Source organism: Marinobacter sp. S0848L, from assembly GCF_023016065.1.
GTDB lineage: Bacteria > Pseudomonadota > Gammaproteobacteria > Pseudomonadales > Oleiphilaceae > Marinobacter.
This window is the reverse complement of sequence record NZ_JALKAQ010000005.1, coordinates 30,968-45,270: the sequence shown is the minus strand read 5'-3', so window position 1 is coordinate 45,270 and position 14,303 is coordinate 30,968. Positions and strand designations below refer to the sequence as shown.

The 14,303-nt window shown below is 54.0% G+C and carries 11 protein-coding genes; 10 read left to right on the top strand and 1 reads right to left on the bottom strand.

Annotation, left to right across the window (positions count from 1 at the left end; genetic code table 11):
- The first annotated feature begins 13 nt into the window (after nucleotides 1-13).
- From odhB to rluB, 8 genes are all read left to right on the top strand, one after another.
- Nucleotides 14-1,246 (top strand): 2-oxoglutarate dehydrogenase complex dihydrolipoyllysine-residue succinyltransferase, encoded by a 1,233-nt coding sequence (odhB, locus tag MWU64_RS08085; RefSeq protein ID WP_247063324.1) that lies wholly within the window; start codon nucleotides 14-16, stop codon nucleotides 1,244-1,246.
- A gap of 35 nt (nucleotides 1,247-1,281) precedes the next feature.
- Nucleotides 1,282-2,724 (top strand): dihydrolipoyl dehydrogenase, encoded by a 1,443-nt coding sequence (lpdA, locus tag MWU64_RS08080; protein WP_247063323.1) that lies wholly within the window; start codon nucleotides 1,282-1,284, stop codon nucleotides 2,722-2,724.
- A gap of 196 nt (nucleotides 2,725-2,920) precedes the next feature.
- A complete protein-coding gene (sucC, locus tag MWU64_RS08075) occupies nucleotides 2,921-4,087 on the top strand; it encodes an ADP-forming succinate--CoA ligase subunit beta (protein ID WP_247063321.1) in 1,167 nt (388 codons plus the stop codon).
- On the top strand, nucleotides 4,087-4,959 hold the full coding sequence (gene sucD, locus MWU64_RS08070; protein WP_247063319.1) for a succinate--CoA ligase subunit alpha: 873 nt from the start codon (nucleotides 4,087-4,089) through the stop codon (nucleotides 4,957-4,959). The genes sucC and sucD overlap by 1 nt, the downstream gene beginning before the upstream one ends.
- A gap of 195 nt (nucleotides 4,960-5,154) precedes the next feature.
- Nucleotides 5,155-6,369 carry a tryptophan--tRNA ligase gene (locus tag MWU64_RS08065; RefSeq protein ID WP_281496305.1) on the top strand — a complete coding sequence of 405 codons (1,215 nt, stop codon included), beginning with the start codon at nucleotides 5,155-5,157 and terminating at the stop codon, nucleotides 6,367-6,369.
- Nucleotides 6,370-6,410: 41 nt separating this feature from the next.
- Nucleotides 6,411-7,238: a ScpA family protein gene (locus MWU64_RS08060; protein WP_247063317.1), complete on the top strand. Its 828-nt coding sequence runs from the start codon at nucleotides 6,411-6,413 to the stop codon at nucleotides 7,236-7,238.
- Nucleotides 7,239-7,254: 16 nt separating this feature from the next.
- Nucleotides 7,255-7,860, top strand: coding sequence for an SMC-Scp complex subunit ScpB (scpB, locus tag MWU64_RS08055; RefSeq protein WP_247063315.1), 606 nt, complete (start codon nucleotides 7,255-7,257; stop codon nucleotides 7,858-7,860).
- A 39-nt stretch (nucleotides 7,861-7,899) separates the two neighbouring features.
- Entirely contained in the window at nucleotides 7,900-8,907 is a 1,008-nt protein-coding gene (gene rluB, locus MWU64_RS08050) for a 23S rRNA pseudouridine(2605) synthase RluB (RefSeq protein ID WP_247063312.1), read from the top strand.
- A gap of 11 nt (nucleotides 8,908-8,918) precedes the next feature.
- Here the strand turns inward: rluB and MWU64_RS08045 are convergent, their stop codons facing one another.
- Complete coding sequence (locus MWU64_RS08045; RefSeq protein ID WP_247063666.1) at nucleotides 8,919-9,845, bottom strand: GGDEF domain-containing protein; 927 nt, start codon at nucleotides 9,843-9,845, stop codon at nucleotides 8,919-8,921.
- Between the two features lie 264 nt (nucleotides 9,846-10,109).
- Here MWU64_RS08045 and MWU64_RS08040 point away from each other — a divergent pair, with 264 nt between their 5' ends.
- Together MWU64_RS08040 and smc are read left to right on the top strand one after the other, a co-directional pair.
- Nucleotides 10,110-10,787: a GntR family transcriptional regulator gene (locus MWU64_RS08040; RefSeq protein WP_247063308.1), complete on the top strand. Its 678-nt coding sequence runs from the start codon at nucleotides 10,110-10,112 to the stop codon at nucleotides 10,785-10,787.
- 1 nt (nucleotide 10,788) lies between these two features.
- Nucleotides 10,789-14,283: a chromosome segregation protein SMC gene (gene smc, locus MWU64_RS08035; RefSeq protein ID WP_247063306.1), complete on the top strand. Its 3,495-nt coding sequence runs from the start codon at nucleotides 10,789-10,791 to the stop codon at nucleotides 14,281-14,283.
- Nucleotides 14,284-14,303: the final 20 nt, after the last annotated feature.

The window sequence follows — 14,303 nt, the reverse complement described above, 5'->3', positions numbered from 1 at the left end:
CTAAGGAATTGTAATGACAACAGAGATTAAAGCCCCAGTTTTCCCTGAGTCGGTCGCCGAAGGCACCGTCGCGACCTGGCACAAGCAGCCAGGCGAAGCCTGTTCACGAGACGAGCTGATTGTTGATATTGAAACCGATAAAGTCGTGCTCGAGGTTGTTGCTCCGGCTGACGGTGTGATTGAAGAAATCGTCAAAGCCGAAGGCGATACCTGCGAAAGTGGCGAAGTGATCGGTAAATTTAAAGAAGGTGCTGCCGGCGAGTCCAAGCCTGCAGAGAGTAAGTCGGATAGCAGTAAGGAAGAAAAGGAAGAAGAGAAATCCGATAAGAGCGAAGACGCTCCTGCATCCGGCGACGCGATTTTGAGCCCCGCAGCTCGTAAGCTTGCCGAAGAAAACGACGTTGATCCGGCTGCTGTGAAAGGCACTGGCAAAGACGGTCGCGTTACCAAAGAAGACGTTCAGAACCACATCGATAGCAAGAAATCGTCAGGTTCGTCTGCGTCCAAGCCTGCCGCTGCGCCGGAAGCGAACGTTGCACCGGGTGAGCGTCCAGAGAAACGTGTTCCGATGACCCGTCTGCGTGCCAGCATCGCCAAGCGTTTGGTTGAAGCTCAGCAGACCGCTGCTATGTTGACGACGTTTAACGAAGTGAACATGGCACCGATCATGGAACTGCGTAAGCAGTATCAGGAAAGCTTTGTTAAGCGTCACGACATCAAACTCGGTTTCATGTCGTTCTTCGCCAAAGCAGCAACTGAAGCCTTGAAGCGTTTCCCGGCTGTCAACGCATCAATCGATGGCAATGACATGGTGTACCACGGTTACCAGGATATTGGTGTTGCGGTATCCACCGAGCGTGGTCTGGTCGTACCGGTGATTCGCGATGTTGACGCCTTGGGTCTGGCGGACATCGAGAAAAAGATTGTTGAATACGGTACCAAGGCCAAAGGTGGCAAACTGGGCATTGAAGACATGACCGGCGGTACCTTTACCATCACCAACGGTGGTATTTTCGGTTCGTTGATTTCTACGCCAATTCTGAACCCGCCTCAAACGGCTATTCTGGGTATGCACAAAATCCAGGAACGCCCGATGGCGGTGAACGGTAAGGTTGAGATCTTGCCGATGATGTACCTGGCGCTGTCATACGATCACCGTATGATCGACGGCAAAGATGCCGTTCAGTTCCTGGTAGCCATCAAGGAAATGCTAGAAGACCCGGCGCGCATCCTGCTGGACGTGTAAGCTGACACTCAACGAATCTGGGAACAGGAATCATTATGTCCGATAAGTACGATGTCATTGTCATTGGTGCCGGCCCCGGCGGTTACGTGGCGGCTATCAAGGCTGCCCAGCTGGGCCTGAAAACTGCTTGTGTAGAATCCTGGACGTCCGAAGACGGTAAGAGCCAGGTGTTGGGTGGAACCTGCCTTAACGTAGGTTGTATCCCGTCTAAAGCCTTGCTGGAAGTGACTCACAAGTACGAGGAAACCAGCCACGATTACGAGTCCATGGGTATTTTGGCCAAGAGCGTCGATATCGACGTGGCTAAAATGATGGAACGTAAGGCGGGTATCGTTAAGCAGCTGACCGGCGGCATCGCGGGTCTGTTCAAGGCTAACGGCGTAACGTCGATTCACGGTCACGGTAAATTGCTGAACGGTCGTAAGGTAGAAGTGACCGATAAAGACGGCAAAACCAAGACTTACGAAGCTGAAAACGTCATCTTGGCAAGCGGTTCCAAGCCGGTTGAAATTCCACCTGCACCGTTCGACGGTGAGCACATTGTGGATTCTGAAGGCGCACTGGAATTCACCGAAGTGCCTAAGCGCTTGGGTGTGATCGGTGCCGGCGTTATCGGTTTGGAATTGGGTAGCGTCTGGGCACGTTTGGGCTCAGAAGTCACCATTCTGGAAGCGCAAGATAACTTCCTGCCAGTGGTTGATCAGCAAATTGCCAAAGACGCACTGAAGCAGTTCAAGAAGCAGGGTCTGAACATCATCACTGGTGCCCGGATGACCGGTGCTGAAGTGAAGCGCAAGTTGGTTAATGTCAGCTACGAAGATTCCAAAGGCAAGCAGGAAGCGAAGTTCGACAAGCTGATCGTGGCTGTTGGTCGTCGTCCTTACACCGATGGCCTGTTGGCAGAAGACTCCGGCGTGAAACTGGACGAGCGTGGTTTCATTTTTGTTGATGACCAGTGTAAAACCGAAGCGCCGGGTGTTTGGGCGGTAGGTGATATCGTTCGTGGCCCGATGCTGGCGCACAAGGCTTCTGAAGAAGGTGTCATGGTTGCTGAGCGTATTGCCGGACACAAACCGCAAGTGAATTACGATTGCATTCCGAACGTCATTTATACGTCTCCGGAAGTTGCCTGGGTTGGTAAAACGGAAGAGCAGCTGAAAGCGGAAGGCGAAGACTACAATGTGGGCTCATTCCCGTTCGCAGCTAACGGCCGGGCGATGGCTGCCAACGCCACCGGCGGTATGGTCAAGATCATCGCAGATGCGAAGACTGACCGTATTCTTGGCTTCCACGTTGTTGGGCCGCAGGCTTCGGAAATCGTTGCCCAAGGCGTGATTGCGATGGAGTTCGGCTCTACCGCTGAAGATTTGGCCCTGACCTGCTTTGCGCACCCGACTCTGTCCGAGTCTGTGCACGAAGCCGCTCTGGCCGTTGCGGGTGGGGCGATTCACGTCGCCAACCGTCGCAAAAAGAAGTAACGCAGACCAGAAGCGAAGGGGCGCCCGAAAGAGCGCCCCTTCGCTATAACAAGAACCGATTTCTGGTTGCGGACATGGTGAGCTGAGGTGATCCCCTGCTCATCAAACCGAATTCGCGTTTAAGGCTTCCCAAGAGGGGAGCAGCGGGTTCTTCTCCGTACGTGGTTATCCTCCATCAAATAGCGGGACATTAACTATGAATTTGCATGAATATCAGGGCAAACAGCTATTCGCTGAATATGGCCTGCCTGTCTCACAAGGCATCGCCTGTGACACCCCGGAAGAAGCAGTTGCAGCGGCCGAAAAAATTGGCGGCAACAGCTGGGTTGTAAAAGCGCAGGTTCACGCGGGTGGCCGTGGTAAGGCTGGCGGCGTAAAGCTGGTTAAAAACACTGACGACATCCGTGCATTTGCCGAACAGTGGCTGGGCAAGAATCTGGTAACTTTCCAGACCGACGAAAACGGTCAGCCAGTTAGCAAGATTCTTGTCGAGTCATTGACTGACATTGATCAGGAACTGTACCTGGGTGCTGTTGTAGATCGTGGCACTCGCCGCATCGTATTCATGGCGTCCACTGAAGGCGGTGTTGAGATCGAAACGGTTGCTGAAGAAACACCGGAAAAGATCCTGCGTGCAGAAATTGATCCGCTGGTTGGTCCTCAGCCATACCAGGGTCGTGATCTGGCGTTCCAGCTGGGCCTGGAAGGCAAACAAATTGGTCAATTCACCAAGATCTTCATGGGTCTGGCGAAATTGTTCGAAGACTACGATCTGGCGCTGATGGAAATCAACCCGCTGGTTATCACTCCGGCTGGTGACCTGCACTGCCTGGACGCCAAGATTGGCGCCGACGGCAACGCCCTGTACCGTCAGAAGAAACTGCAGGAAATGCGCGACCCTTCACAGGAAGATGCCCGTGAAGCAGAAGCAGCAGCTTGGGAACTGAACTACGTTGCGCTTGAAGGCAACATCGGCTGCATGGTTAACGGCGCTGGTCTGGCCATGGGTACCATGGACATCATCAAGCTGTCTGGCGGCAAGCCGGCTAACTTCCTGGACGTTGGCGGCGGCGCGACCAAAGAGCGCGTATCCGAAGCGTTCAAAATCATCCTGTCTGATGACGCTGTGCAGGCCGTTCTGGTGAACATCTTCGGCGGCATCGTTCGTTGCGACATGATTGCAGAAGGCATCATCGGTGCAGTGAAAGAAGTTGGCGTTAAAGTTCCCGTGGTTGTTCGCCTTGAAGGTAACAACGCTGAGCTGGGTTCCAAGGTTCTGGCTGAAAGTGGCTTGAACATCATCGCCGCTAGCAGCCTTTCTGACGCTGCTGAGCAAGTCGTTAAAGCCGCAGGGGGTAAATAATGAGCATCCTGATTAATAAAGACACCAAGGTTATCTGCCAGGGCTTTACCGGCGCACAGGGTACTTTCCACTCTGAGCAGGCTATCGAGTACGGCACCAAGATGGTGGGTGGCGTAAGCCCGGGTAAAGGCGGAACCGAGCACTTGGGTCTGCCGGTGTTCAACACCGTACGTGAAGCTGTCGAAAAGACCGGTGCACAGGCTACCGTTATCTACGTGCCAGCTCCGTTCTGTAAAGATGCCATCATCGAAGCGGCAGATGCCGGCCTCGAACTGATCGTGTGCATCACCGAAGGCATCCCGACCATCGATATGCTGTACGCCAAAGAATACGTAGATCGTAAAGGTGTACGCATGATCGGGCCAAACTGCCCAGGCGTAATCACACCGGGCGAAAGCAAGATCGGTATCATGCCGGGTCACATCCACAAGCCAGGTAAGGTCGGTATCGTATCGCGTTCCGGCACTCTGACTTACGAAGCGGTCAAGCAGACCACAGACTTTGGCTATGGCCAGTCTACTTGCGTCGGTATCGGTGGCGACCCGATCCCGGGTTCTAACTTCATCGACATTCTCAAGCTTCTGGAAGAAGATCCTCAGACTGAAGCTATTGTGATGATCGGTGAAATCGGTGGTACTGCCGAAGAAGAAGCGGCAGCCTTCATCAAAGACAACGTCACCAAGCCTGTTGTTTCCTACATTGCCGGCGTTACTGCGCCTCCTGGCAAGCGTATGGGGCACGCAGGTGCCATCATTTCAGGTGGTAAGGGCACAGCGGATGAGAAATTCGCCGCTCTGAACGACGCCGGCGTTAAAACCGTGCGCAGCCTGGCTGAAATCGGCAAGGCTCTGCAGGAAGTGACTGGCTGGTAAGCCTTTTCACAACCTGAGAAAAACCCCCGGATTCGAAAGAATACCGGGGGTTTTTCGTTTCAGGGCGATTGTTTTAATCCAGTTTGTTTAACGCAGGCGGGTGTTAAGACTATAATGCCCGGTCAGCCTGATAACTAACCCCGTGACCTCACGTTCCGTCAGGCGCTCTATAAATAGAAAGAAGGAGTTTGTGCTTTGAGTTCCGTCGATTCCCAGCAAAGAATTTTGTCCGGCATGCGTCCGACCGGCAAGCTTCACCTCGGCCACTACCACGGTGTGCTGAAAAACTGGGTTAAGCTCCAGCACGAATTTGAGTGCTTCTTCTTCGTTGCCGATTGGCATGCGTTAACTACGCAATACGACGATCCCTCCGGCATTGAACAAAGTGTCTGGGACATGGTTGTGGATTGGTTGGCCGCAGGGGTAAACCCGGGCTCGTCCACGATGTTTATCCAGTCTCAGGTTCCGGAGCATGCAGAGTTGCATTTGCTGCTTTCCATGATTACCCCGCTGGGCTGGCTCGAAAGAATCCCAACCTATAAAGATCAGCAGGAAAAGCTGCGTGAAAAAGACCTCGCGACCTATGGCTTCCTTGGTTATCCCTTGCTGCAAACCGCCGATATTTTAATGTATCGCGCAGGTAAGGTGCCCGTGGGTGCCGATCAGGTCTCGCACGTGGAAATCACCCGCGAAATCGCTCGCCGCTTTAACCACATCTATGGCCGCGAGCCCGGGTTTGAAGAGAATGCAGAGGCGGCCATTGTCAAAATGGGTAAGAAGAACGCCAAGCTGTATCGTTCACTGAAGAAACGCTATCAGGAAGAGGGCAGCACCGAGGCACTGGAAATCGCCCGTGCGCTGTTGAAAGAACAACAGAATATTTCGTTGGGTGACCGCGAGCGTCTGTACGGCTATATCGAAGGTGGCGGTAAAGTGATTCTGCCGGAGCCGCAGCCGTTGCTAACGCCCGAGTCAAAAATGCCAGGGCTCGACGGGCAGAAAATGTCTAAGTCGTACAACAACTACATTGGCTTGCGGGAAGACCCGGATAGCGTTGCTCAGAAGATCCGTACTATGCAGACTGACCCGCAACGCGTGCGTCGCACCGATCCGGGCGAGCCTGAGAAGTGTCCGGTTTGGGGCATGCACAAAGTCTATTCCGACGAAGCAACCTGTGCCTGGGTTCAGGAAGGTTGTCGTAGCGCGGGTATTGGTTGCCTGGAGTGCAAGACGCCGCTGATCGAAGCGATCGTAGAAGAGCAGAAACCACTGCACGAACGAGCCAAAGAATACGAAGACAACCCGGATTTGGTGTATTCAATTCTTCAGGAAGGAAGAGAGCACGCAAGGGATGCAGCGAGAGATACCCTTGAGGAAGTTCGGGAAGCCATGGGCCTCAGTTATCGCTGAGTCGAGCTTGTTGGCTATTCGTTGACAGAGACGACGATGGTATGACGGACGAGATCAAAGAACCAATCGACGCTTCCTCTAACGAAATGGAGCAGGTGCCCCTCGCTCTGGTGTCGGGCAAACCCTTGGTCGATGTTCCCAAGGATCTCTACATACCGCCCGATGCCTTGGCAGTCTTTCTTGAGGCCTTCGAGGGGCCTCTGGATTTGTTGCTCTATCTAATTCGGCGCCAGAATATGAACATTCTGGATATCGATGTCAGTGAGATTACCCGACAGTACATGGAGTACATCGGAGCGGTGGAGTCAATGCGCTTTGAACTGGCGGCTGAATATCTGGTGATGGCGGCTACTCTGGCCGAGATCAAATCCCGGATGCTGCTGCCGCGCCAGGAAACTGACGATGACGACGAGCTGGACCCCAGAGCGGAACTGATTCGTCGGTTACAGCAGTACGAACGCTTCAAAAAAGCCGCTGAAGATATCGATCAAATGCCGCGAGTGGAGCGTGACACCTTTATCGGCTCGGCCGCTTTGCCCAAATTACCGTCAAGCCAGCCGCATCCTGATGTGGACATGCGCGAGTTGATTCTGGCGCTTCAGGGCGTTTTGAAACGCGCAGACTTATTCACCAGTCATCATGTTGAAAAAGAACGGCTGTCCACGCGAGAGCGTATGTCCCATATCCTTTCGATGCTTCAGGGTGATCGCTTTGTGACCTTCGAAAGCTTGTTTTCGGTTGAAGAAGGGCGACTGGGGGTCGTGGTGAGCTTTCTGGCGACGCTTGAACTGGTAAAAGAACAATTGATCGAGTTGGTGCAAGCCGAAGTGCTTGGACCGATTCATGTCAGAGCACGAGCCGCTAGTTGAAGGGTAATCTACGACCATGAACGAAGACGAACTTGTCAGAATTCAGGCGATCGCGGAGGCCGCGTTGCTGGCCGCAGGCAAACCCCTGTCGATCGAACAGCTTCGAGAGCTATTTCTGGAAAGCGAGCGGCCAACCCGGCAGTTGATGGAACAGGCTATGGTACAGCTGGAAAGCGCCTGCGAGGGCCGGGGTTTTGAGGTAAAAAGAGTTGCTAGTGGTTACCGGTTGCAGGTCCGGGAAGAGTTTGCGCCGTGGGTCGGCAGACTGTTTGAAGAGAAGCCGCAGCGTTACTCCCGAGCGCTCTTGGAAACGCTGGCGTTGATCGCCTACCGGCAACCGATCACACGCGGCGAGATTGAAGAGATTCGAGGTGTTACGGTAAGCAGCAATATCATTCGAACCTTGCTTGAGCGAGAGTGGGTTCGCGTTGTGGGGCATCGTGATGTGCCGGGTAGGCCGGCCATGTACGCCACCACCAAACAGTTTTTGGATTACTTCAATCTGGCCGGTCTTGACGAGTTGCCCGCGTTGTCAGAAGTTCGGGATTTGGAAGAGATCGGCCGTGAGATTGAAAAGAATATGCAGGGTGACGAGCCGCCCTCAGAACAGACACTTCACTGACCGCCACAAGGCGTCAGATACTCAGTAAGGAAAGAATGCATGGCGGCATCTAGCCCCGGAAAACCACGTGCAGGCAAGAAGGCCGCACAAGGTGATAAATCATTGACTGAAGGCCCTGAGCGCATTCAGAAACTTTTGGCGCGCGCCGGTGTGGGTTCACGCCGGGAGATAGAAGGCTGGATGGACTCCGGCCGTTTGTTGGTTAATGGTCAGCCTTCCGTGCCGGGCCAGAAAGCAACGATTGAAGATACCTTTGAGCTGGATGGCAAAAAACTGGATGTCTCGTCCGCGGGTCAGGTTGTTCGCCGGGTTCTGATCTACAACAAGCCGGAAGGTGAAGTAACCACCCGTAAAGACCCGGAAGGCCGTCCCACCGTCTTCGACCGTTTGCCGCGCCTGAAAGATCAACGCTGGATCTCGATCGGGCGTCTGGATTTAAACACCACCGGTTTGGTGTTGTTTACCACCGACGGTGAATTGGCAAACCGTCTGATGCATCCTTCCCGTCAAATCGACCGAGAATACGCAGTGCGGGTCTTTGGTGAAGTGGATGAAGCCATGATTCAGCGTTTGCTGGATGGTGTATTACTGGAAGATGGCATGGCCCAGTTCTCTGACATTTCGGAAGCGGGTGGCAGTGGCATGAACAAATGGTTTCATGTCACCTTGTTGGAAGGCCGTAATCGCGAAGTGCGTCGGCTTTGGGAATCTCAGGGCGTGCGCGTAAGCAGGCTGAAGCGGGTTCGCTATGGCCCCATCTTCTTGCCAAGTCGCTTGTCCCTGGGTAAATGGGAAGAGTTGGATCAGAAAGCGGTCGATTTGCTCAGTCGTACCGTGGAGCTGCAGTCGGTTCCGGTACCGCAGAAAACGCCGGGCGAGCAAGCTGAACATGATCGAAAAATGCGCAAGAGCCCCGGTCGATCTGTGCAAAAATCCAAGCGTGGCAGTTGGCAGGTTAGCGACGCGGGCCAGCCAAAAGCCAAGCGGGATACGAGAAAGAAAAGCGCTGGCGCATCACGCCCGGCGCGAAACAACCGGGGTAACTGACGCCGGTAGTATCAGGGAATAGAGGCAAACACGCGGCTGCAATTGCGGCCGCCGGCTTTTGCCTGATACAACGCTTCATCGGCCCGTATCAGCCATTGTTCCGGTTGTTCGTTAGCAATATGAGCCGCGATACCGCAACTTCCAGTCACTGTGATTGGGATTTCTCCGCCGTCCACCCGGATGCTTTCCAGCGCCACGCGAATCCTTTCAGCAACTGTTTTCGCTTCCTGTATGTCTGTGTGCGGCAGTAGCACAGCAAACTCCTCGCCACCGAAACGATACGCAGAATCTGAGTTGCGTATTGCTCGTTCTATCTTTTCAGCCGCTTTTGCCAGTATGTGATCACCCACCACATGGCCATGGTTATCATTAATACGTTTGAAATGATCCAGGTCGCACAGGATTAACGTGCAGGGTGCATTGAGACGGTCTGAAAGCGAGCTGGCGCGGATGAGCTCTTCCTGCAGCGCGCGCTTGTTGCCAATGCCGGTCAGTGAATCCGTCAGTGCTGCCTGCTCAATTGCAATCAATTTGCAAGCGTTGCGCAAGGGGCAGATGATGGCCGACAGCATCATCTCGAATCCGGACAGCTCCTCTTCGCTAAATTTATGACGGCGATGAAAGGTGAGCCAGCCGTAATGGCTGCCCTCCAAAGACAGCCGGTACTCGCAGCGGTGCGGGCCGCCAACACCGGTAGAAAATACGAAATCCTGGCGGGCAATCCGGTGCCGGTATTGCATTGAATCGAAGGGAATCGAGGCCGAAATTTCCTCGCCGATAATCTCCAGCTGGTGCTCCAGCGACAAAGTGGTCGATAGTCTTTTTGTCAGTCGTGCCAGAGGGTCTGGTTCTTGGCTCCATGCCTGAAATGCCTGTCTCAGCGCTGCCAGCTTGGCAGGTTTGGATTTTGACGACTGAATGGATGTCAGGTTTTTCACGGCGGCTCGCTCGTTCCGGAACATAAAGTTATTCAGATATAGCATTTTTAGTGCCACATTAAATTAGTGCATAAATTCCAGACAGATACAGGTGTCTTTTGCCGTAATGACGGGGTGGGGCGATGATGGCGTCAATGTTTCGGCAGGATCTTGCCGATTACAACGCTGTGTAAATCAAAATGTCCGACAAGGGTGTAGGCCGTTTGAGCGCCTGTGATAAACTGCCGCGCTTGAACGCAAACGTTACAGGTGAGCAGTTTTAGCATGAGATTCGAGGCCCCAGAGAGTCTGTCTGAGCAAATAGCCCAGCACATCGGTCAGCGCATTGTCGTCCGCAGCCTTAAGCCGGGTGAGCGCATTCAGGAGCTTAAAGTGGCCGGAGAGCTGAATGTTAGCCGCGGCTCTGTGCGTGAAGCCTTGCTGATTCTCGAACGACGGCATTTAGTAGAGATTTATCCGCGACGCGGCGCCGTGGTCTCGGAGCTGACCGTCAGCTCTGTCAACGCGCTCTACGATATCTATATTGATCTTTTATGCATGCTCGGGCGCAAAGTGCTTGAGCGCTGGGCCGGGCATGAACTCAATGGGCTGGCGGCGCAGGTTCGCAATCATGGCTCGTTACTCGGTGAGTTAAGTCCATCGGGCAATGACCCTGAACGGGTTATCGAGGCGGGCTTCGACCTCGTCCGCAACGCTTGTGGAATGGTTGAAAACCCGTTCCTGCAGGAAACCCTCGAAAATTTCAGGCCCGCCATCAGCCGTACCTATTACATGGTGCTTGAGAGCCGGCCGGGTGAAGCCGCAGAAACCGGAGCGTTATTTCAGAAGCTCGCGGAGGCCGCCATGCAGTCAGATGCCGCTCAGCTTCAGCAAGTTATTCAGCAATACGGCGAACATCAACGAAAACAGATTTTGACGATTCTCACGGAGGAGAACGCCTGATATGAGGCTTAAGTCCATTAAACTGGCCGGCTTCAAATCGTTTGTCGATCCCACAACAGTACCGTTTCCGACCAATCTCACTGCGGTGGTTGGTCCCAACGGTTGTGGCAAATCGAACATTATTGATGCCGTGCGCTGGGTAATGGGCGAAAGCTCCGCCAAGTACTTGCGCGGAGAATCCATGTCAGACGTTATTTTCAACGGCTCGACCGCACGCAAGCCCGTGGGACAGGCATCCATCGAGCTTGTTTTCGATAACGACGCCGGAAAAGCCCCGGGCGAATTCGTTAAGTTCAATGAAATTTCGGTGAAACGGCGGGTTTCCCGCGAAGGCCAGTCGGAATATTTTCTTAACGGGTCTAAGTGCCGCCGCCGGGATATAACCGACCTGTTCCTTGGCACCGGCCTGGGCCCACGCAGCTATGCGATCATCGAACAAGGCATGATCTCCCGCCTGATTGAAGCTAAACCCGAAGAGTTGCGGGTTTACATCGAAGAAGCGGCGGGCATTTCTAAATACAAAGAGCGTCGTCGAGAAACCGAAAACCGTATTAAGCGAACTCAGGAAAACCTGGAGCGTCTGACGGATTTAAGGGAAGAGCTGGGCCGACAACTTCAGCATCTGGAACGGCAGGCGGCGGCGGCCGAAAAGTATAAGGCGTACAAGCTCGAAGAGCGGCAAAAGAAGGCCGAGTTAACGGTGCTTCGATGGAAGGCTCTCGATAACGATTTGCAGACCTGGCGAGGGAAAATCCGGGATACTGAGCTGGAGTTAGAGAAATTACTCACTGAACGGGTAAATCTGGAAACCTCGCTGGAATCCCTGCGTGAGGCTCATCATGAGCGCACCGAGCATTTCAACCGTGCACAGGCGAAGTATTACGAGGCCGGTGCCGACATTGCCCGCATTGAACAAAGCCTTGAGCATCATCGCGACCGCAGCCGTCAGGCCGCTATAGAGCTGGACCAGGCGGTTTCCAATCAGCGCGAGATACAGCGCGAACTCGAGCAGGACGAAGACAAGCTCGCGACCATTCTTGAAGAGCTCGGCATGATTGAGCCCGAGCAAGAAGCGCTGGCTATGCGTTCGGAAGAGTCGAGTGAGAAGCTGCAACTGGCTGAGGAAGCCATGGCGGATTGGCAGCATCGCTGGGATGAGTTCAGTACGCGCTCTTCCGATGCGCGCCGTCAGGCAGAGCTCGCGCAATCGCGGATTCGTTCGCTGGATGAAGCCATTGCACAACTAAAGAGCCGCCATCAACGACTGAAAGACGAACAAGCCTTGCTGGAGGGCCAGCTGGACCGGTCCGAGCTCGAAGAGCTGCTTGAGCAGCAGGAAACCTTGGAGCTTCAACGGGAAGAGGCAACTGAACAAATTGAGGTGCTGCAAGACGATGTCTATCAGGCCCGCCAACGCCTGAAAGAGGCCGAAGCAGAGGTGTCGAGCCAACGTCAGCAAGTGCAAAGTCTTCGGGCATCGCTTGAGTCCCAGCAAGCACTTCTGGATGAACAGTTGGGCGGGCAGGACGATGCCTTGCAAGCCTGGCTGGCCGAACACGATTTGACGAACGCACCTCGCGTAGCCGCTCAGCTCAGCATAGAGAGTGGCTGGGAGTTCGCCGTAGAACAGGTGATTGGCCGCTTTACTCAAGGCTTGGCCTTACCGAGGCTTGAGGATCTTGGTGATGTCATTGTCCGGGCTCCTAAAGGGGTTGCGGTTGTGGCTGAAAGCGGGGAAGGCAGTGGCGCTAAATCGGGGCTCGCCGCAAAAGTCAGCGGCCTGGCCGCCATAGAAACGCTCATGGGCCATATCGAGACGGCGGCCTCGACCGAAGAAGCGTTGGCCCGCCGTTCCAGTCTGGGCGCAAACAACAGTGTCATTACGCCCGAAGGCGTCTGGGTTGGCCGTGATTGGGTACTGATGCCCGATTCCGATGCTGGCCAGATGGGAGTGATAGAGCGGCAGAAAAAAGTTGAAGCGTTGCAATGTCAATTAGTCGACGCTGAAGCTAACTTAGAGAAGGCCTCAGCGCAGTTAGATCAACTGCAAGAACAGGGTGAGCGCGCCGAAACCGCTCGTGAAGACGCGCAAGGCCGTTTGAGTGAGGTTCAGCGCGAGTTGTCGGGGCTTTCCTCACAGGTGAGCGGTTTAAAAGCGAGAGCCGAACAGATTGATGCCCGCATTGCCCGCATTCACGATGATATTGAAGAGGTAAGCGGCAATTTGGAAGAGCAGCAGATTCAGCTGCAAGAAGCCAAAGAAGAGTGGGATATGGCGCTGGCTTCGAGTGAAGACAGCGACGAAGAGAAAGAGCGCTTGCTTGAACAGCGCGATACGCTTCGTGAGAACCTTGATCGCTTGCGCCAGGACGCGCGCCACGATCGCGACCACGCACATCAGTTGCAGCTTCAGCTGCAAACACTGCAGAGTCAGCGTGATGCTCTGAAACAAACCATTGATCGGATGCAGCTGCAAAAAGAACGCCTTGAGGAGCGCCTTGCGGTATTGCGGGAAACCCGCGAAAGCTCTGAAGAGCCCATTGAAGATCTCAAACTGCAGCTGGAAGGGTTGCTGGAGCGGCGCTTGGCGGAAGAAGAAAAGCTAAGCGCGGCCAGAGATGCCCTGGAAGATATCGACAAAGAAGTCCGCGACCGCGAGCAAGGCCGCAGTCGCACCGATCATGTGGTTCAGGATGTACGGGCGAATCTTGAAAAGCTTAAGATGGAATCACAGGCGCTCGAGATTCGTTCGGGCAACCATATTGAGCAGCTTACAGAGTTGGGTGTGAAACTTCAGGAGGTGCTTAGTCAGCTACCGGAAGACGCTGAAGAGAAGGTTTGGGCGGAAGAGCTTACAAAAATTGGTAACCGTATTCAGCGCTTGGGCGCGATTAATCTTGCCGCCATCGAGGAATATCAGGTTCAGAGCGAACGTAAAACCTATCTGGACGAACAGAACGACGATCTGATGGAGGCGTTGGAAACACTGGATAACGCCATTCGCAAGATTGATCGGGAAACCCGCCAACGATTCAGGGAAACCTTTGACCAGGTCAACGGTGGCTTGCAGGCGCTGTTCCCGAAGGTGTTTGGCGGTGGTAGTGCCTATCTGGAGTTGACCAGTGACGATCTTTTGGAAACCGGTGTGGCCATCATGGCACGGCCGCCCGGCAAGAAGAACAGCACAATTCATTTGCTGTCGGGTGGTGAAAAAGCGCTGACCGCGATTGCGCTGGTGTTTTCAATCTTCCAGTTGAACCCTGCACCCTTTTGTATGCTCGATGAAGTTGATGCGCCTTTGGACGATGCCAACGTAGGACGTTACGCAAATCTGGTGAAAGAAATGTCCAAACAGGTACAATTTATCTACATTACGCATAACAAGATTGCCATGGAAATGGCGGACCAGCTCATGGGGGTTACCATGCATGAGCCGGGTTGTTCCCGATTGGTCACTGTGGATGTAGACGAGGCGGCCGCTCTGGCGGAAGCTTAGAGTTAGTGGTAAAACCACCA